This is a genomic window from Gordonia paraffinivorans NBRC 108238 (assembly GCF_000344155.1).
In the GTDB taxonomy this organism is placed as follows: Bacteria; Actinomycetota; Actinomycetes; order Mycobacteriales; family Mycobacteriaceae; genus Gordonia; species Gordonia paraffinivorans.
In genome coordinates, this window is sequence record NZ_BAOQ01000041.1 from 24326 (window position 1) to 42795 (window position 18470).

14 protein-coding genes are annotated in these 18470 nt (G+C 69.4%); 9 read left to right on the plus strand and 5 right to left on the minus strand.

Annotation, left to right across the window (positions count from 1 at the left end; genetic code table 11):
• Window positions 1–2: 2 nt before the first annotated feature.
• The 3 genes from GP2_RS18025 to GP2_RS18035 all read left to right on the plus strand — a co-directional run bounded on the left by GP2_RS18025 (window position 3) and on the right by GP2_RS18035 (window position 5279).
• On the plus strand, window positions 3–2351 hold the full coding sequence (locus GP2_RS18025) for a helicase-associated domain-containing protein (protein ID WP_006902013.1): 2349 nt from the start codon (window positions 3–5) through the stop codon (window positions 2349–2351).
• Between the two features lie 169 nt (window positions 2352–2520).
• Window positions 2521–3447 (plus strand): oxygenase MpaB family protein, encoded by a 927-nt coding sequence (locus GP2_RS18030; protein ID WP_006902014.1) that lies wholly within the window; start codon window positions 2521–2523, stop codon window positions 3445–3447.
• Between the two features lie 146 nt (window positions 3448–3593).
• Entirely contained in the window at window positions 3594–5279 is a 1686-nt protein-coding gene (locus GP2_RS18035; RefSeq protein ID WP_006902015.1) for a DNA repair helicase XPB, read from the plus strand.
• A 7-nt stretch (window positions 5280–5286) separates the two neighbouring features.
• Here GP2_RS18035 and GP2_RS18040 read toward each other — a convergent pair whose 3' ends face one another.
• Entirely contained in the window at window positions 5287–7137 is a 1851-nt protein-coding gene (locus GP2_RS18040; RefSeq protein ID WP_006902016.1) for a serine/threonine-protein kinase, read from the minus strand.
• Between the two features lie 189 nt (window positions 7138–7326).
• Here GP2_RS18040 and GP2_RS18045 point away from each other — a divergent pair, with 189 nt between their 5' ends.
• Window positions 7327–8493, plus strand: coding sequence for a pyridoxal phosphate-dependent aminotransferase (locus GP2_RS18045; RefSeq protein ID WP_006902017.1), 1167 nt, complete (start codon window positions 7327–7329; stop codon window positions 8491–8493).
• Window positions 8494–8496: 3 nt separating this feature from the next.
• On the opposite strand, the gene GP2_RS18050 is transcribed toward GP2_RS18045, so the two are convergent.
• A complete protein-coding gene (locus tag GP2_RS18050) occupies window positions 8497–9480 on the minus strand; it encodes an LLM class F420-dependent oxidoreductase (protein WP_006902018.1) in 984 nt (327 codons plus the stop codon).
• Window positions 9481–9696: 216 nt separating this feature from the next.
• On the opposite strand from GP2_RS18050, the gene GP2_RS18055 reads away from it, so the two are divergent.
• From GP2_RS18055 to GP2_RS18065, 3 genes are read left to right on the plus strand one after another with little or no spacing between them, the layout of a single operon-like run.
• A complete protein-coding gene (locus GP2_RS18055) occupies window positions 9697–10278 on the plus strand; it encodes a TetR/AcrR family transcriptional regulator (RefSeq protein WP_006902019.1) in 582 nt (193 codons plus the stop codon).
• Complete coding sequence (locus tag GP2_RS18060; RefSeq protein WP_006902020.1) at window positions 10271–11842, plus strand: flavin-containing monooxygenase; 1572 nt, start codon at window positions 10271–10273, stop codon at window positions 11840–11842. The genes GP2_RS18055 and GP2_RS18060 overlap by 8 nt, the downstream gene beginning before the upstream one ends.
• Window positions 11839–13560: a GMC oxidoreductase gene (locus GP2_RS18065; RefSeq protein ID WP_006902021.1), complete on the plus strand. Its 1722-nt coding sequence runs from the start codon at window positions 11839–11841 to the stop codon at window positions 13558–13560. The genes GP2_RS18060 and GP2_RS18065 overlap by 4 nt, the downstream gene beginning before the upstream one ends.
• Before the next feature lie 125 nt (window positions 13561–13685).
• Here the strand turns inward: GP2_RS18065 and GP2_RS18070 are convergent, their stop codons facing one another.
• Entirely contained in the window at window positions 13686–14312 is a 627-nt protein-coding gene (locus GP2_RS18070; protein ID WP_040527404.1) for an alpha-ketoglutarate-dependent dioxygenase AlkB, read from the minus strand.
• 127 nt (window positions 14313–14439) lie between these two features.
• On the opposite strand from GP2_RS18070, the gene GP2_RS18075 reads away from it, so the two are divergent.
• Both GP2_RS18075 and GP2_RS18080 read left to right on the plus strand, forming a co-directional pair.
• Window positions 14440–14652, plus strand: coding sequence for a hypothetical protein (locus GP2_RS18075; protein WP_006902024.1), 213 nt, complete (start codon window positions 14440–14442; stop codon window positions 14650–14652).
• A 175-nt stretch (window positions 14653–14827) separates the two neighbouring features.
• Window positions 14828–15340, plus strand: coding sequence for a hypothetical protein (locus tag GP2_RS18080; protein ID WP_006902025.1), 513 nt, complete (start codon window positions 14828–14830; stop codon window positions 15338–15340).
• 79 nt (window positions 15341–15419) lie between these two features.
• Here the strand turns inward: GP2_RS18080 and GP2_RS18085 are convergent, their stop codons facing one another.
• Together GP2_RS18085 and GP2_RS18090 are read right to left on the minus strand one after the other, a co-directional pair.
• On the minus strand, window positions 15420–16310 hold the full coding sequence (locus GP2_RS18085; RefSeq protein WP_006902026.1) for an oxidoreductase: 891 nt from the start codon (window positions 16308–16310) through the stop codon (window positions 15420–15422).
• A gap of 130 nt (window positions 16311–16440) precedes the next feature.
• Complete coding sequence (locus tag GP2_RS18090; protein WP_006902027.1) at window positions 16441–18150, minus strand: adenylate/guanylate cyclase domain-containing protein; 1710 nt, start codon at window positions 18148–18150, stop codon at window positions 16441–16443.
• Between the last annotated feature and the right edge of the window lie 320 nt (window positions 18151–18470).

Consider the following 18470-nt stretch of genomic DNA (forward strand, 5'->3'; position numbering starts at 1 on the left):
GAATGAGTTCGGATGACCAGCACGCCGGCCTTGCCGCTGAGTTGGCCGCACGTTCCGACGACGAGCTCACCGAGCTGCTGATCGAGCGGCCGGATCTGGCCTCCCCCACTCCGCAGGGCACCCGTGTCCTCGCGCAACGCGCACTCTCTGCGGCATCGCTGACCGTGGCCGGGGAGGATCTCGACGTGCTGTCGGTCGCCGTCCTCGAGCAGGTGATCGCCTTCCGCACGGACACGTCCAAGCGCAAGCCGAAGTCGCTCACCGCGGCGTCGATCGTCAAGGCGCTGTCGGGTCGCGCCGACGCCGACGAGGTCCGCGCCCGCATCGACCTGCTCCGGCGCCGCGCGATCCTGTGGGGCAAGGACTCCTCCCTGTTCGCCGGCGACCACGTCGACGCGGCGTTGCCGTGGAAGGCACGGCATCTCACCGGTCCGCTCGCCGGCAGGTCCGGCGAGGAGATCGCAGCGATGATCGCCGAGCTCCCCGAGCGGCCCCGCGAACTCCTCGAGACCCTCGCCCGCGGTCCGGCGCTGGGCCGAAGCCGCGACGCCGCACCCGATGCCGACCCGACCGCCCCGGTGGCGCAACTGATCTCGTCGGGGCTGCTGGCGCGCGTCGACCATCAGACCGTCGAGCTACCGCCGATGGTGGGGGCGGTGATCCGCGGCGAACCCGCCTGGCACACCGACACACTCGCACCGCCGCCGCTGCACGAGCCGGGCGCAAGGCCGCGGTTCCCGGCCAAGGCCGTCGACGCCGCCGGAGGTGGCGAGGCCCTGGAACTCATCCGGCATCTCACCGCGATTCTCAACGTCCTCGGGGCCACCCCCGCCGCCGTGCTGCGTTCGGGCGCGCTCGGCGTGCGCGAGCTCCGCCGGATCGCCAAGCTGACCAAACTCGAGACCGGACGCGTGGCCCTGCTCATCGAACTCGCCGGTTACCTCCGACTCATCGACGCCGGTTTTCCGGAACCGCCGCCGCCCGACGACACCGGCGAGCAGGCCTTCGCCCCGACGCAGACCGCCGACACCTGGCTCCACCAGCCGCGCGAACGTCAGTGGCTGGCCCTCGCGGATGCGTGGCTGCACATGCCCCGGCGCGCCTGGCAGGTCGGCGAACCCGACCGCGACGGCAACGCGATGGCCACGCTGTCCTCCGAGCTGCACGACTCCTACGCGCCCATCCAGCGTCAGCTGATCCTCTCGACGCTCGCGCAGGCCGACGCGGCCGTCGCGGTCACCCCCGATGCCGTCCTCGCGAGCCTGCACTGGCACCGCCCCCGCCTGATCCGTCGGTTCAGCCGTCACCTGGTTGCCGAGACACTGCGTGAGGCAAGGGAACTCGGACTCGTTGCGCACGACGCGCTGACCAGCGTCGGGCGCGCGTACACCGTCGAACCCGAACCGGACGCCGATCCCGCCGACGCCGACGCGGCGGTTCTCGCGGCCATGCGCGCAGCCCTGCCCGAGCCGGTGGACCACTTCCTGACCCAGGCGGACCTGACCCTCACCGTGCCCGGCCCGATGACCCCGGAGCTCGCCGAGCAGGTCGAACTGGTCGCCGACCTCGAATCCGGCGGCGCCGCTTCGGTGTACCGGATCACCCCGAAGACGGTGCGGCGCGCGCTCGACGCCGGGCGCTCGGCCAACGAGCTGCAGGAGATGTTCACCAGGCACTCGAGAACCCCTGTGCCGCAGTCGCTCACGTACCTCATCGAGGACGTGGCACGCAAGCACGGACAGCTGCGGGTGGGCGTCGCGTCGGCGTTCATCCGCTGCGAGGACCCGACGGTGCTGGCAGCGGTGATGCGCAGTCCGGCGGCCGAGGCCCTCGCACTGCGATCGCTCGCCCCGACCGTGGCGGTCTCGCCGTCCGACGTTCGCGACGTGATCGACCAACTGCGCGCCGCCGGCTTCGCCCCGGCGGGCGAGGACTCCACCGGGGCGCTCGTCGACCTGCGCGAGCGCGGCAGCCGCGTCGCGGTGTCGCGGGCCCGGCGCCAGGCGCAGCCGCGCCGCGGCACGCCGTCGGTCGCGCAGCTGCGCGCGGTGGTCACCCGAATCCGCTCCACCGATCGGGCCGCGGCGGCGACACCCGCGCGCAACCCTTCGTCGGCACCGGTCCGCGCCACCGGCGGCGGCGAGTCGTCGACCGCGCTGATCCAGCTCGCGTTGCGCGCCAACCGCCGCCTGCGCGTCGGATACGTCGACGCACAGGGCTCGGCGAGCCGCCACGTCGTGACGCCGAAGATCCTCGGCGCCGGCCAGCTCGTGGCGGTCGAGGACGGCACCGACACCGAGCAGCGGTTCTCGCTGCACCGGATCACGAGCGTGGAGCTGCTCGACGACTGAGTTCCGGCCCCGGACGAGACACCCTGTGACCCACGTCTCACTTTCTTGCTACGCTCGGCATCACTCGGCGTTGAGGAAAGTGGGCCGCGATGATCGGGTTGCACAGCTTCGGGACGTACCCCTCGTCTCCGCGAGGTCCGCTCGCAGAGGGACTCGGCGGCACCCGGCCATGACCAGCACACGCCACCTCACCGAGATCGCGGGCAACGGCGTCCCCGACACCTACCAGCACGACCTCGTCGCGCGCATCCGGCCGCGACGCCGTCGCCGCCACGTCCGCCGCGCCGCCGACCTGGTGACCGTCGTCGGCCCCACCCTGTCGGTCGCGAACGTCATCATGCAGCTGTCCAACCCGAAGGTCGGCCACGGAGTCCACGAGAGCCGCGTGCCGTCGGGCAACGCCATCAAGCGACCGATCAAGCGTGCCCGCACCACCGGCACCTATCTCGCCGTCGCGCTCATGGGCAGCGACGCCGACAGGGCCTACGTCCACGAACACGTCGGCCGCGTCCACGACCGGGTCTATTCCACCGAGACCAGCCCGGTGCGCTACAGCGCCAACGACTCGCGGCTGCAGCTGTGGGTCGCGGTGTGTCTGCTCAAGTACTTCATCGACCAGTACGAACTGCTGTACGGCCCGCTCACCGACGCCGAGAAGCAGACGGTCCTCACCGAGGCGCACCCCCTCGGCACCGCGCTGAACGTGCCGCGCGAGAAGTGGCCCCGGACCTACGCCGAACTCCTCGTCTACTGGAACTCCCAGCTCGCCGAACTCCGCATCGACGAGCCGGTGCGCGAGGAGCTGCGCAGCCTGGCCGACCTGTCGTTCCTCGAGTTCCGCGCGGGTGTGGTCGGCACGATCGCGCACAAGACGCTCGGCGGCTTCCTCACCTACGCCGTCAACGCCGGCCTCCCACCGGAGTTCCGCAAGATGATGGGCTGGTCCTTCTCGGCCGCCGACGCCCGTCGCTACGAGGCGGTCCTCGCCGGGTTCCGCCTGGTGGACCCGCTGATGGCACCGATGCTGCGCGGCATCTTCCGGCTCAACATCCTCGATCTGCGGCTGCGCCGAAAGCTGGGAATCCCCGTCTTCTGAAGCGCCCCGGAACCAGACGCACGAGGGTCACGCGAATGCCAGATCGTCGCCGGGGCTCCTGTCCAGCGCGGCGTGCAGGGGCGGTTCTCAGCAGGTCGGCGGGGCCGTCGCTGACAACTGTCCCCCGCATCTGGACAATGGAGCGGGTGACCGATGGACCCCTGATCGTGCAATCCGACAAGACCCTGCTGCTCGAGGTCGACCACCCCGACGCGCAGGCGGCTCGTCAGGCGATCGCACCCTTCGCCGAACTCGAACGCGCCCCCGAGCACGTCCACACCTACCGGGTCACGCCGCTCGCGCTGTGGAACGCGCGCGCCGCCGGTCACGACGCCGAACAGGTCGTCGACGCGCTCGTCACCTATTCGCGGTACGCCGTGCCGCAGCCGCTGCTGATGGACGTCGTCGACACCATGGGCCGCTTCGGCCGGCTGCAACTGGTCAAGAGCCCCGTGCACGGCCTGACACTGGTCAGCCTCGACCGCGCGGTCCTCGAAGAGGTCATGCGCAACAAGAAGGTCGCCCCGATGCTGGGCGCGCGGATCGACGACGACACCGTCGTCGTGCACCCGTCGGAGCGCGGACGCCTCAAGCAGGTGCTGCTGAAGGTCGGGTGGCCGGCCGAGGACCTCGCGGGATACGTCGACGGCGAGGCGCACCCGATCACCCTCGAACAGACCGACTGGCATCTGCGCGACTACCAGGAGATGGCCGCCGACTCGTTCTGGGCCGGCGGTTCGGGTGTCGTCGTGCTGCCATGTGGTGCCGGCAAGACGATGGTGGGTGCCGCGGCGATGGCCAAGGCCCAGGCGACCACGCTCATCCTGGTGACCAACACCGTCGCCGGACGCCAGTGGAAGCGTGAACTCGTCGCCCGCACCTCGCTGACCGAGGAGGAGATCGGCGAGTACTCCGGCGAACGCAAGGAGATCCGCCCGGTCACGATCGCGACCTACCAGGTAATGACCCGCAAGTCGAAGGGGCAGTACAAGAACCTCGACCTGTTCGACTCGCGCGACTGGGGCCTGATCATCTACGACGAGGTGCACCTGCTGCCCGCGCCCGTGTTCCGCATGACCGCCGACCTGCAGTCGCGCCGCCGACTCGGACTCACCGCGACCCTCGTCCGCGAGGACGGCCGCGAGGGCGACGTCTTCTCCCTCATCGGCCCCAAGCGGTACGACGCCCCGTGGAAGGACATCGAGGCGCAGGGCTGGATCGCGCCCGCCGAGTGCATCGAGGTTCGCGTCACCCTCACCGACGAGGAGCGCCTGCAGTACGCGGTCGCCGAGCCGGAGGAGAAGTACAAGCTCTGCTCCACCGCGCACACCAAGGTCAACGTGGTCAAGGCGATCCTGGACAAGCACCAGCACCAGCAGACGCTGGTCATCGGCGCCTATATCGACCAGCTCGAGGAGCTCGGCCGCGAACTCGACTGCCCGGTCATCCAGGGATCGACCAAGAACAAGGAGCGCGAGGCGCTGTTCGACCGCTTCCGGTCGGGCGAGCTGCAGACCCTGGTGGTGTCGAAGGTCGCGAACTTCTCCATCGACCTGCCCGAGGCCTCGGTCGCCGTCCAGGTGTCGGGCACCTTCGGGTCACGCCAGGAGGAGGCCCAGCGTCTCGGACGTCTGCTGCGACCGAAACACGATGGCGGACAAGCCCACTTCTACTCGGTGGTGTCGCGCGACACCCTCGATGCCGACTACGCGGCCCACCGGCAGCGCTTCCTCGCCGAGCAGGGTTACGCCTACCGGATCACCGACGCCGACGACCTGCTGGGCCCGACGATCGGCGACACCGCGCCGACGGACCCGCCGGTCATCGACTGAGGGCCGCCTACACCTCGACCAGGCAGTATCCGATCGACACCGGTTGGTAGAACGTCCAGCGGGTCTCCCCCGCGCTGCACGAGACCGCCGACGTCGACCTGGTGTTCACCCGCGCCAGCACGGTCCGCGCCGCGGGCGCGCTGCTGCACGGAACCTCTCGGTAGTCCGCGAGCGACCCGCCCGTCAGCGGCACCTGGTAGCACAGCCCTTCGTAGAAATTCGGTGTGAGACAGAGCTTCTCACTGCTGCCGGGGAAGGTCAGCGTCGAATTCTGTTCGCTGGCGCAGGAAGCCGCGTTGTCGATCTTCGCCGCGGTGTAGAAGTTCAGCCCGGCCGACCCGCAGTCGACGCGCGAGGCCAGGACGGTCGTCGCCGAACCCGGCTGCATCGTGACGCTGATGCACTCACCGACGCTGACGGCGCCGGGACCGGTGACCGCCCTCGGCGAGGTGTCCGGGGTGCGGTCCGCCGGGTCCTGGGTCGTGGTGGTCGTCGTCGTCGGATCGTCGCTGGTCGTCGTGCCCGGCGTCGAGCGGGCGGCGGCGCGGCCGGATTCGTCGGACACCGAGATCGCCACGAAGATCGCCACACCGGCGATCGCGAGGACCAGGACCAGCGCCAGCGCACCCAGACCGATGAGCAGCCCCGAACTCTTCTTCTTCGGCGGCGGCACCTGAGCGCCCCCATACGGCGGCGGGTACCCGCCGGGTGGGGTGAGACCGGGTTGAGGTGAGTGGCCCGACGGGTATCCCGGCCCGGCGCCTCCGGGTTGTCCGGCGTACGGATTCGCCGGCCCGACGTTCTGGGCGACCGGGGCCGGGGCGCCGGACACCGCGGGGTGAGGCGGCTGCGACGGGCCGTACCCGGGATTCACACCCGGGTACGCCTGGGCGTGACGGATCCGCGGCGCACCCGCCGGCTCGCCCGGGACCGGGGCGCCGGGACGCACGGTCGGGGTCTTCGACGGATCCGGGCCCTTCTGCAGATCCTGGGCTTTTCGGGTCTTCGCCAGGTCCGGGGCGTTCAGCGCCCGCTCGAGCTCCTCGGCGAACTCCCGGCACGACCCGTAGCGACGTCCGGGTTCCTTGGCGAGTGCGCGTTCGAACACCGCGTCGACGGCCGGGGAGATCCCCGGCCGCAGGGTGGACGGGCGGGGCGGCATCTTCTGCAGGTGCTGGCCGATGATCGACGCCGTGCTCTCCCCCTGGAACGGCGGGCGGCCCGTGAGGAGTTCGAAGACGGTCGCGGCGAGCGCGTACTGGTCGGCGCGCGCGTCGACGGTCTCACCCAGCAACTGTTCCGGCGACGCATAGGCGACGGTGCCGACGAAGACATTGGTCGAGGTCAGGTGGCCGGCGTCCTGCTGCGACTTCGCGATGCCGAAGTCCGCCAGCAGCACGCGCGGCTCCGGCTCCCCGACTCCCTGGAGCAGGATGTTGGCCGGCTTGACGTCGCGGTGCAGCAGTCCGGTGGCGTGCGCCCGGTCCAGGGCGGCGCCGATCGCCCGGACGATCGCGATCACTGTTCCCGCGTCGAGACCATGGGGATTCTGGCGGAGCAGCTTGAGGGCGTCGATGCCGTCGATGTACTCCATCGCGATCCACAGGTGGCCGTCGTACTCGCCGGAGTTGAAGACCGTGACGATCGACGGGTGCACGACGCTGGAGGCGTGCTCGGCCTCCTTGACGAATCGCTGCCGGTACATGGGGGCGCAGCTGAGATTCGCCGGGAGCACCTTCAGCGCCTCGTCGCACGGGAGATGCGGGTGTCGGGCCAGGTAGATCTCACCCATCCCGCCACGGCCGATGAGTCGGATGATCGTGTAACCGGCGAAGTGCTCGCCGGGGTTACGCGGCATCGCTCCTCCTCATCGGTCGTCGGGTCGCCTGTAGTCTTTCATCCCCTCGGCCCAAACGGCGAGGATGAGGTGACGTGGCGTCCGTCGACCGGACCACTCCCGTACACCACGCCTCGGGATCGCCCCAGGGCCTCGCGGCCGGGCACCTGCGGTCCGGGCGCCTCGCCCGTGATGTGCCACCCTGGTTCCATGTCCTCGGAGAGCCGGACCACGACCCGCCTGCGGCCGTTCATGACGACGATCTTCGCCGAGATGTCGGCGCTGGCCGTCGAACACGACGCCATCAACCTGGGCCAGGGGTTCCCCGACACCGACGGCCCGGAGTCGATGCTCGAGGCGGCCCGCCGCGCGATCACCGACGGCCACAACCAGTACCCGCCCGGGATCGGGGTGCCGGAGTTGCGACACGCGGTCGCACGTCACCAGCGCGAGCACTACGACCTCGACTACGACTCCGACCGGGAGGTCCTCGTCACGGTCGGCGCGACCGAGGCGATCGCCGGAGCCATCGTCGGCCTGATCGAACCCGGCGACGAGGTCATCATGATCGAGCCGTATTACGACTCGTATGCGGCGACGGTCGCGATGGCCGGCGGGGTCCGCCGCGTCGTGCCGCTGATCCCCGACGGCGACGGCTTCCGGCTCGACCGCGACCGCCTCGCCGATGCCTTCGGCCCCAAGAGCGCGGTGCTCATGCTGAACACCCCGCACAACCCGACCGGCACCGTCCTGTCCGACGACGATCTCGCCGAGATCGCCCGGCTCTGCCTCGAGTTCGACGTCATCGCGGTGACCGACGAGGTGTACGAGCACCTGCTGTTCGACGGCCGCACCCACACTCCCCTGGCGATGCTGCCGGGTATGCGGGAACGCACGCTGCGGATCTCGAGCGCGGCCAAGACGTTCAACTGCACCGGCTGGAAGGTCGGGTGGATCAGCGGCCCGCCCGAGCTGGTCGCGGCGACCCGCACCGCCAAGCAGTACATGTCGTATGTGGGGTCGGGGCCGTTCCAGCCGGCGGTCGCGCACGCCCTCGACAACGAGATGGGCTGGGTCCACCACTCGGCCGCCGCGCTGCAGTCCAAGCGCGACATGATCACCGCCGCCCTCCTCGACGCCGGGTTCGACGTGCACCGCAGCGAGGCAACCTATTTCGTGTGCGCCGACCCGCGCCCGTTGGGCATCGACGACGGCATCGAGTTCTGCCGGTCGTTGCCCGGGCGCATCGGCGTCGCCGCGGTCCCGGTGAGCGTGTTCGCCGACGACAAGGACCCCTGGAACCACATGGTGCGCTTCGCCTTCGCCAAGCGCGACGACGTCATCGCCGAGGCCGCCGAGCGGTTGCGGAGGCTGTAGGCCTCACCGTAGCGCGGGCGCCACCTGCTGCTCGAAGAGCTCCAGGTCCTCGAGGTCGTGCGCGATGTTGGGGAAGTAGAAGATGCCGTAGGCCATCCCGGCGTCCTTCAGGGCGCGCAGGTTCGTGGCGACCTTCTCCGGGGTCCCGACCGCCGGCATCCCGCGGAAGGCGCCCATGGTTCCCGACGCCGCGTCGGCTCCGACGATCTTCGCGATCCGCGACTCGAGGTCGTCGAGTTTGCGCTCCACGTCGGCATCGGTCTCACCGAGGATCACGTTGTAGTTGGCCGACCTGACGATCGAATCGAAGTCGCGTCCGAGGTCGGCGCAATGCTGCTGCAGCACAGCCGATTTGTGGGCGAAGCCGGCGGGCGTGCCGTCGAAGTTGGTGTAGTCGGCGTACTTGGCGGCGATGCGCAGCGTCTTCTTCTCGCCGCCGCCGGCGATCCACAGCGGCAGCTTCCCGGCCGTCGGCTGCGGCCGGCAGATGGCGCCGTCGACGCTGTAGTGCTTGCCGGCGAAGAAGGCGCGGCCGGTCTCCCACGCCTGCCTCATGATCTGCACGCCTTCGTCGAGGCGGGCGAGACGCTCTCCGGCCGAAGGGAATCCGTAACCGTACGCGCGCCACTCGTGCTCGTACCAGCCGGCTCCGATGCCCATCTGGACCCGGCCGCCGGAGATGAGGTCGGCGGTGGCGGCGACCTTGGCGAGGTACATGGGGTTTCGATAGCTCATCGCGGTGCACATCTGGCCGATGTCGACGCGCCGGGTGGTCGCGGCGAACGCCGTCACCAGCGTCCAGGCCTCGTGGGTCGCCTCGTCGGTCGGCAGCGGCACGGTGTGGAAGTGGTCGTAGACCCAGATGGAGTCCCAGCCGCCGGATTCGGCGCGGTCGGCCAGCGACGACATCACCTCCCACTGGTCGGCGGGGTCGATGCCCACGAGATCGAGTCGCCAGCCCTGGGGGATGAAGAGTCCGAAACGCATGCGTCGAACCTACTCCGCGGCCCGTCGATCGCGTCGGCGTCGGACGTCGACGTCCGCAGAGTCCCGAGTTCGCATCCCAGGCGCTAGCTGCAGCTAGCGGACCGTCGCCTCGGAAGCCCCCACGTCGGATCACCCCAGCGGCCCCGAACTGCACTTTTGCCGAAATCGGCACAACTTACAAACAGTCCGGACTGTTTCTGTGTTACGCTGCTCACCGTGACCGAGCAAACCACCACCCCGCGTCGGCGCACCCAGGCCGAACGCACCGCCGCGACCCAGGCACGGGTTCTCGACGCGGCGATCGAGGCGTTGGTCGAGGTCGGATACGCCGGCACCACCACCCAGGAGGTCAACCGGCGGGCTGGCGTCTCGCGCGGCGCACTGCTCCATCACTTCCCCACCCGGGAGTCGTTGGTGGTCGCGGCCGTCGACCATCTCGTGGAGCGACGCCTCGCCGAGGTGCTGTCCCGGCCGCGCACCGGCGAGGAAGGCCTCGAGGTCCTCGTCGAGGCGTTCAGCGGGCCGCTGTTCGACGCCGCGCTCGAGCTGTGGGTCGCCGCCCGCACCGACGTCAACCTGCGCACGGCGATGATCCCCCTCGAGAAGAAGGTCTCCGATGCCCTGGCCGTCGGAGGCGCCGAACTGTTCGGCGACCGCTACACCCCCGAAGAACTCGAACTCTCCATCGAACTCGCCCGCGGACTCGCGGTGTCGCGCATCCTGCGCTCGCCCGAGGCCGACCGGGAATACATCGACCGCCTCCTGCCCATCTGGAAGGACCTGTTGAACCATGACTGACACCAGCACGCGAGCACTGCCCGAGCGCGTCGACGTCCTCGTCGTCGGCGTCGGATTCGGCGGCCTCGCCGCACTCCACCGCCTGCGCAAGGACCATCCGGAGCTGCGGGCCCTCGCCATCGAGCGCGCCGCCGGGGCCGGCGGCGTGTGGCGCGAGAACGACTACCCGGGCGCGGCATGCGACGTCCCGACGTCGCTGTACTCGCTGTCGTTCGCCCCGAACCCGAACTGGTCGCACACCTACGGGCGCCGCGGCGAGATCCACGAGTACCTTCGCTCGGTCGCCGCCGATTACGAGGATCAGATCCGCTACAACACCTCCCTGACCGCCGCCCGTTGGGACGGCGCCGCACAGGAGTGGGTCGTCGACACCACTAGCGGTCAGATCCGCACCCGGTTCCTGGTGGCCGCCCCCGGCGCTCTCTCGGAGCCGGGCGTCCCGGAGGTGCCCGGCATGGAGAAGTTCTCGGGCAAGGTCTTCCACTCCGCGCAGTGGGATCACAGCCACGACCTGCGCGGCCGCAAGGTCGCGATCATCGGCACCGGCGCGTCGGCGATCCAGATCGTGCCCGAGATCGTCGACACCGTCGACCAGCTCACCGTCTTCCAGCGCACCCCGGCGTGGGTCGTGCCCCGCATCGACCGCACCATCAGCCCGCTCGAGCGCGCGGTCTACCGCCGCGTCCCGGGCGTGCACCGCCTCGTCCGCAAGATGGTGTGGGCCTACCGCGAGTTCTACGTCGCGATGATGGCCCGCAACCCCAAGCTGCTCCCCATCGCGAAGACGGTCGCGCTGGCCCAGCTCCGCGTGCAGGTGAAGGACAAGGATCTGCGTCGTCGGCTCACCCCCGACTACCAGATCGGCTGCAAGCGGATGCTGCTGACCAACAAGTGGTTCCCGGCGCTGCAGCGCCCGAACGTCACCGTGACCGGCGCGCTGTCGCGGCTCACCGAGAACGGCGCGGTCGACGCCGACGGTCGTGAGCACGAGGTCGACACCGTCATCTTCGCCACCGGCTTCACCCCGACCGAGCCGCCCATCGCCAAGGCCGTGACCGGCCGCGACGGCCGCACCCTGGCCGAGACGTGGCAGGGTTCGCCGCGCGCGTACCGCGGCGTCGAGGTGCACGGCTTCCCCAACCTGTTCTTCCTGTACGGCCCCAACACCAACCTCGGCCACAGCTCGATCGTGCTGATGCTGGAGCCGCAGGCGTACTACATGTCGAAGACGATCGGCGAGCTCAAGCGCAACGGCCGCAGCGTCTTCGAGGTCACCCAGGACGCGCAGGACCGCTACAACGCCGAGCTCGACCCCGAACTCGAACGGACCGTGTGGAACTCGGGCGGCTGCTCGAGCTGGTACCTCGACTCCACCGGCCGCAACTCGGTCATGTGGCCGAAGTACACCAGCGACTTCCGCCGCATGATGTCGACGTTCGTGACCGCCGACCACCGCTTCGACGACGCCATCCCGGCCACCGCGCCGGCCGTCGAGGCCGCCACCGACAGCGCCGATGCTGTCGAGACCGAATCCGACTCCGTCGAAAGGACTCTCACCAAGTGACCAGAACCGATCGTCATGACGCCGATCATTACGACGCCATAGTCATCGGCTCCGGCTTCGGCGGCTCGGTCGCCGCACTCCGCCTGACCGAAAAGGGTTACCGCGTCGCGGTTCTCGAATCGGGACGGCGGTTCGCCGACGAGGATCTGCCCAAGACCAGCTGGCGCCTGCGCGATTACGTGTGGGCGCCGGCCCTCGGGCTGTTCGGCGTGCAGCGCATGCATCCCCTCCGCGACGTGCTCGTCATGGCGGGCGCCGGCGTCGGCGGCGGGTCGCTGAACTACGCGAACACGCTCTACCGGCCGCTGCCCGCGTTCTTCGACGACCCGCACTGGGGCCGGATCACCGACTGGGCCTCGGAGCTCGACCCCTACTACGACCAGGCATCGCGCATGCTCGGCGTCACCACCTACCCGCGGGAGACCCCGGCCGACAAGGTGATCCGCAAGATCGCGCAGGACATGGGCGCCGGCGACACCTTCGTGCACACGCCGGTCGGCGTGTACTTCGGCGAGCCCGGCAAGACCGTCGAGGACCCGTTCTTCGGCGGCGTCGGCCCGGCACGCACCGGGTGCACCGACTGCGGGTCCTGCATGACGGGCTGCCGCGTCGGCGCCAAGAACACCCTGGTGAAGAACTACCTGTACCTGGCCGAACAGGCCGGGGCGACGATCATCCCGATGACCACCGTCGACACGGTCTACCCGCGGTCGGAGGGCGGGTATGTCGTGGAGTCGCACCGGACGGGACGTCGCTGGTCACGCCGCGGACGGCGGGTGTTCACCGCCGATCACGTGGTGTTCGCCGCCGGCACCTACGGCACCAACAAGCTGCTGCTCGACATGCAGCAGAAGGGCCACCTGCCGGGCCTGTCGAAGCGTCTCGGCAAGGTGGTCCGCACCAACTCCGAGGCGGTTCTTGCCGCGACGGCCCGCAACCGCAAGGTCGACTACACCGAGGGCGTCGCGATCACCTCGTCGTTCCACCCCAACGACCACACCCACATCGAGCCGGTGCGATATGGCAAGGGCTCCAATCTGATCGGCCTGCTCCAGGCGATGCTCATCGACGGCGACGGCCCGTTGCCGCGGCCGCTGATGGCGATCGTCGAGGCGATCCGGCATCCGATCGTGACGGCGCGGAGCCTCTGGGTGCGCAACTGGTCGGAGCGCACCATCATCGCGCTGGTGATGCAGACCGCCGACAACTCGCTCGAGTTGTTCTCCGGCCGTGGTCGTTTCGGTCCGATGCTGCGCAGCCGGAAGGGCGCCGGCGACCCGCCGCCGACCTGGATTCCGGAGGGCCACGAGGCCGTTCGCCGCGTCGCCGACGAGATCGACGGCGATCCGGGCGGTTCGTTCGTCGACTGGCTGAACATCCCGATGACCGCGCACTTCCTGGGCGGTTGCTCGATCGGGAACTCGGCCGAGGACGGTGTGATCGACCCGTACCACCGGGTGTTCAACCATCCGGGTCTGCACGTCGTCGACGGTTCGGCGGTCTCTGCGAACCTCGGCGTGAACCCGTCCCTGACGATCACGGCCCAGGCCGAGCGTGCACTCGCCATGTGGCCGAACGCAGGTGAGGCCGACCCGCGTCCGGCTCTCGGTGAGCCGTACCGTCCGGTCGCACCGGTTCCGCCGGTCCGCCCGACGGTCCCGGCCCACGCGCCGGCCGCGCTGCGGTTGCCGATCGAGCCGATCTCGAACGCCGGCTAGACGCGTGGGGGAGCATGCGCCAGCGGCGCATGCTCCCCCACGCCCCAACACATCCGTGCTCCAACGGATTTCGTAGAACTCAGCGGGTCATGGCGTCCACGACTTCTACATCCTGACGCCGGCCGTCACCACACACCCGGCGGCCGCAGCTGGATGCTGATCCGCGCCCCGGCTCCGCGCACCTTCGGCACGGCGTGCTCCCACGTCCGCTGGCAATTGCCGCCCATCACGAGCAGGTCGCCCGACGACAACGTGAACCTCAACGACCTCCCGCCACCACGGGGCCGGAGCAAGAGCGGCCGCGGGGCGCCGAGGGAGATGATCGCAACCATCGTGTCGTGGGTCGCCGACCGGCCGATACGGTCGCCGTGCCAGGCCACCGAGTCGTTGCCGTCGCGATACAGGCTGATCCCCGCTGTCGCGAAACCCTCCGGCAGCTCCTCGCGATAGTGCTGTGACAGTGCAGACCGCATCTCGGTGATCAGCGGGTCCGGGAACGGGTCGTCGGCCTGATAGATCGACACCAGCCGAGGGACGTCGACCACCCGGTCGTACATCTGCCTGCGTTCCGCCCGCCACGGCACGTCGCGCCGGAGTCGCTCGAACAGCTCGTCCGGGCCACCGATCCAGCCGGGACACAGGTCCACCCATGCGCCGTCGGCAAGCGGCCGGCGCGTCGTCGCCGCGAGGTCGCCGAGGGTCGGTTCGATGTCGGCCTCGGCGAACAACGAGCCCTGGATGCCGATGGACATGCCGGTCACAATACACCCATATCGAACACATTTTCGATATCACGGCCCGGAAGGACCGGGTTCGCACCTTCACTAGTATCGGTGTCGATCCATACGCCGAAACCGCCAAGGCCGACCCCGTGCAACGATGAGCGACGCAGACCACTCCACCGACCACGCCGATGCCGGCACCCCAGGCGTCGGAACCTGGTGCCTGGTTCTCCCGCTCATGATCTTTCCCGTCCGGGAGATCGCGAGCGGCAGCTCCGACGTACTGGTCTACATCCCGGTGATCGCCGCGGTCGCGGCCGCGATCATCCAGCTCACGATGGTGATCCGGCGACGCCGCGACGCCGCGTGACAACCGATCAGGAGTCGGTACGGCCCGGGACGCCTCGCAGACGTTCGCATTCCGCCGACACTCCCGCTGGTCGCCCCTGCGCCACCGCGGCAAGGTGTGAAACAGCCCACAGCCGACGGCGCGCTACTTTGCTTTAATCATTTCGTTATAAACCGTACGAGGGGAACCCACTTCGATGAAGCGCACCGGTGTCGCCGGCCTGTTGGCCGCAGCCGCCATCCTGATCCCGATCGCTCCGGCGACCGCCGATCCCGTCGGCGACATGTTCGGCAGCGCGAGCGGAAGCCTGGATTCCGGCAGCGCTGCGCTGGGGTCGTCGGGCGACAAGGTCACCCATTACGGCAAGCTCGGCCGCAAGGACGCACCGAACGGCGTCCGCTCGATCAACGTCTGGGTCTACAACCCGAAGAACGCCCGCGAGCTCTCGCCGGGCACCTTCCCGCGGAACTCACGCCTGGGCGTGCGCTGGAACTCGATCATCGAGGCCGGCCCGATCGTCGACGGCGACGAGTGCCGCATGGAGGTCCGCCTGTCCGGCCCGAAGGTGCCCAAGGAGGCAGCGCTCTTCAAGACCCGCGACTGCACCGCGGTGAAGTCGTACTTCTTCAAGGGCGCCGGCGATTTCACGATCCGCGTCACCGACACCATCTCCGGGGCGTCGAACAGCATCGCGTTCTCGGTGCGATAGCCGGCTTTCCCGGCCGATCCGAAAGGTGCGGGCCGAGTGTCGCTTTCCGACGCTCGGCCCGCACTCTGCGTTGGTGGCCTCAGCCAGCCGATGCCACGTCGAATGTCACGCCCGTCAGCTTCTCCGACTCCTCCCAGAGCCGTGCGCGCACTGACGCGTCGTCGGCGATCTTCTTGTATCGGTTCCGCCCCGGTGCACCGTGCAGCCCGAAGAATTGCGTTGGTCCGTAGTAGGTTCCGGACTCGAGACCGGGCATCGTCGCGGCATACAGTTCCGGCCAGGCGCCTGCAGCGGCCGACTGCACCATCGGCGTCTTGTTGGTCAGCTTCATGAGGAAGTCCATGACCGTCTCGGTGCGCCCCTGGAGTTCCGTCGCGGCATAGCCGGGATGCGCGACGAACGACTGCTTCGACGATCCGGCGTCCCGCAACCGATGCGCCAGCTCCAGCCCGAACATGAGATTCGCGAGCTTCGAGTCGCCGTAGGCACGCCAACGGTTGTAGCGACGCTTCTCCCAGTTCAGGTCGTCGAGTTGCAGATTGCCGAGCTGGTGGAGCCCCGACGACACGGTCACCACCCGGTCGGAGATCTTCGGCAGCAGCAGTGCGGTGAGTGCGAAGTGGCCGAGATGATTGGTGCCGATCTGCATCTCGAAACCGTCGGCGGTACGTTGCAGCGGTACCGCCATCAGGCCGGCATTGTTGATGAGAACGTCTGCCCCGGTAACGGATTCGGCGAAGCTGCGCACCGATGCGAGGTCGGCGAGGTCGAGTTTCGCCACCGTCGCCTTGGGTCCGAGCCGCTGGGCGACGGCATCCGCCTTGACGGTGTTCCGACAGGCCAGGATGACCTCTGCCCCGGCCCCGACGAGCGCGGTGGCCGCTTCGGCACCGAGGCCGCTGTTGGCGCCGGTCACCACGAAGGTGCGTCCGGTCTGGTCGGGAATGTTCGCCGAGGTCCAACCACTCATGTCCGAGCCCCCTGTGCTGGTCGTGCGGCCGGGCACCTGCGCCGCGGCCCTGCGCCCCCACGCTATTGACGGCCGAGTGCGGCGTCAACGGTTCGCCACCGGTTGCGAACGCACGGCCACGACCCGGCGCTCACCCGCCGAACAGCCCCGTTTTCAGGTTGGCCCCGACGATCTTGCGCGCCGGGCGTAACAGTTCGGCGATCACGTTCGTCGACGATCCGAGTCGGTTCACGAGTTCCCGAGGGGCGTAGAACTCGGTCGGCACCGACCGCCCGCGCATGATGCGGCTGCCGAGCAGTTCCCATTCCTGCGCCTCGGTACCGGCCACCTCGATCGCAGCCCCGCCGGCGAGCGCCGGAACGCGGCCCGTCTTGGCCATGTCCGACAGCCTCGAACACTCGTTGACCGGGTCCCCGATGACGGTGTACTCGTAGCGGCGTTCGTGGCCGATGTTGCCGGCGAACACCTCCCCGTAGGAGACGCCGATCCCCCAGCGGATGTCGAGGCTGTTGGCGAGGCGGTCGGCGAGCTCGCGGGCGGCGGCGAGGGCGTGGCCGGCGGGGTCCTCGATCTCGACGGGCGCGCCGAAGATGGCGAGTGCCGCATCACCCTCGAACTTGTTGACGAAGCCCTGGTTGTGGTCGACGACGTCGAACACGATGCTGAAGAAGGCGTTGAGCAGTTCGGCGACGTCGTCGGGGCTGCGGTCCTGGGAGAGCTTGGTCGAGCCGACGATGTCGACGAACAGCACCCCGACCCGGGTGTTGGTGCCGTGCATGCCGATCCCATCGGAGATGGCGAGATCGGCGACGGTGTCTCCGACGTGACGGGCGAAGATCTCGCGCATCCGCTCGCGCTCGGCGAGGCCCTTCACCATCTCGTTGAATCCGTGCTGCAGCACACCGAGTTCTGACGAGTCGTAGACCGGGACGCGTGCGTTGTAGTCGCCGTGCTCTACGCGGTGGACGGCGAGGTGCATCTCGGTGAGAGGGTCGGCGAGGGCCTGACCCACGAGCGCGATGACGCGGGCGCCGGCGGCGAGCGCGACGAGGGTGAGCACCACCGTGGTCCAGTCCACGGCACCGGCGACGTCGGGCAGCAGTCCGGTGAACCGTCCGGCGTTGACGGTCAAGAGACCGATCATCGGGATCGCCGAACAGACCACCCACACCACCATCAACCGGATGCGGACACCGTGCATCACGTGGGTGGCCGGGAAGTCCTCGAGGACCACGATCGACAGGGGCCGGGACGCCCGTTCGACGAACAGGTAGGTCAGGCACGCGCTCGACGCGCCGGCAAGGGTGAACGCGACCGCGACACCGGCGACCGTGGCAAGGGTGAGGTCGTCGGCGACCGCGACATAGAACAGGGCGGCCGAGACCCATGCCGCGACCGAGACGAGCAGTTGCATGCCGGGAACGCGCTGCACCGCCCGTCGGCGTGCGTGATCGGCGGGCCGGCAACTGACGAACCACTCCAGCTGCGGGCGGAAGACCAGGAGTCCGAACACGACGTTGACGACGATGCCGGTGACGATCGCACCGACGACCGCCGGGAAGTTGGGGGCGCCGAGAGTCTCGGCGAAGGTGAGCTGTCCGCCGTTGAAGGACAATTGCACCAGCAGGAACGTCTCGAGACCGATCAGCGCATAGCTGAGCACGACAGCCGACACCGCGGTGAAGACGGAGTGCCGGGCGATCCGCGCGCGCATCTCCGGACCGACACGTGCCCATCCGCGCGGGCTGGGCACCGTCGGGAGTCCCCACAGCAGCCCGGAGGTGCGGCGTCGCAACCGCGTCCACGGCACGCCACGAGAACTGTGGCGCCTGCGCTTCATCGGTGTCTCCTGCCTGTGGCGATATAGAAAAGCGTACCGAAGCCCCTGTTACCGGGGACACATCGAATGTTCCCGCCGGGTTGCGACCACGGACCTACCACCGGGCCCGTCGGCATGCTCGTACCCGGCGCCGGCGGGCGCCACACCATCAGGCAGGACGACAACGACTGCGAGTGCGCCCGGGCGCCCACGCCCCGTGGACGCCTCGCCGAACAGCCCGCTCCACGCGGCCTGACGGCCCGCCCGGGACGGGACCGGACAACACGAACCGGCACCCGCGCGGGGGATGCGCGGGTGCCGGCGGGATACCGGCCCGGCCG

Excerpts from the sequence above, each read along its gene's own strand:
- GP2_RS18025 (WP_006902013.1), top strand. The coding sequence starts at position 3 with ATGAGTTCGGATGACCAGCACGCCGGCCTTGCCGCTGAGTTGGCCGCA.
- GP2_RS18030 (WP_006902014.1), top strand. The coding sequence starts at position 2,521 with ATGACCAGCACACGCCACCTCACCGAGATCGCGGGCAACGGCGTCCCC.
- GP2_RS18040 (WP_006902016.1), bottom strand. The coding sequence starts at position 7,137 with ATGCCGCGTAACCCCGGCGAGCACTTCGCCGGTTACACGATCATCCGA.
- GP2_RS18045 (WP_006902017.1), top strand. The coding sequence starts at position 7,327 with ATGTCCTCGGAGAGCCGGACCACGACCCGCCTGCGGCCGTTCATGACG.
- GP2_RS18050 (WP_006902018.1), bottom strand. The coding sequence starts at position 9,480 with ATGCGTTTCGGACTCTTCATCCCCCAGGGCTGGCGACTCGATCTCGTG.
- GP2_RS18060 (WP_006902020.1), top strand. The coding sequence starts at position 10,271 with ATGACTGACACCAGCACGCGAGCACTGCCCGAGCGCGTCGACGTCCTC.
- GP2_RS18070 (WP_040527404.1), bottom strand. The coding sequence starts at position 14,312 with ATGTCCATCGGCATCCAGGGCTCGTTGTTCGCCGAGGCCGACATCGAA.
- GP2_RS18075 (WP_006902024.1), top strand. The coding sequence starts at position 14,440 with ATGAGCGACGCAGACCACTCCACCGACCACGCCGATGCCGGCACCCCA.
- GP2_RS18080 (WP_006902025.1), top strand. The coding sequence starts at position 14,828 with ATGAAGCGCACCGGTGTCGCCGGCCTGTTGGCCGCAGCCGCCATCCTG.
- GP2_RS18085 (WP_006902026.1), bottom strand. The coding sequence starts at position 16,310 with ATGAGTGGTTGGACCTCGGCGAACATTCCCGACCAGACCGGACGCACC.
- GP2_RS18090 (WP_006902027.1), bottom strand. The coding sequence starts at position 18,150 with ATGAAGCGCAGGCGCCACAGTTCTCGTGGCGTGCCGTGGACGCGGTTG.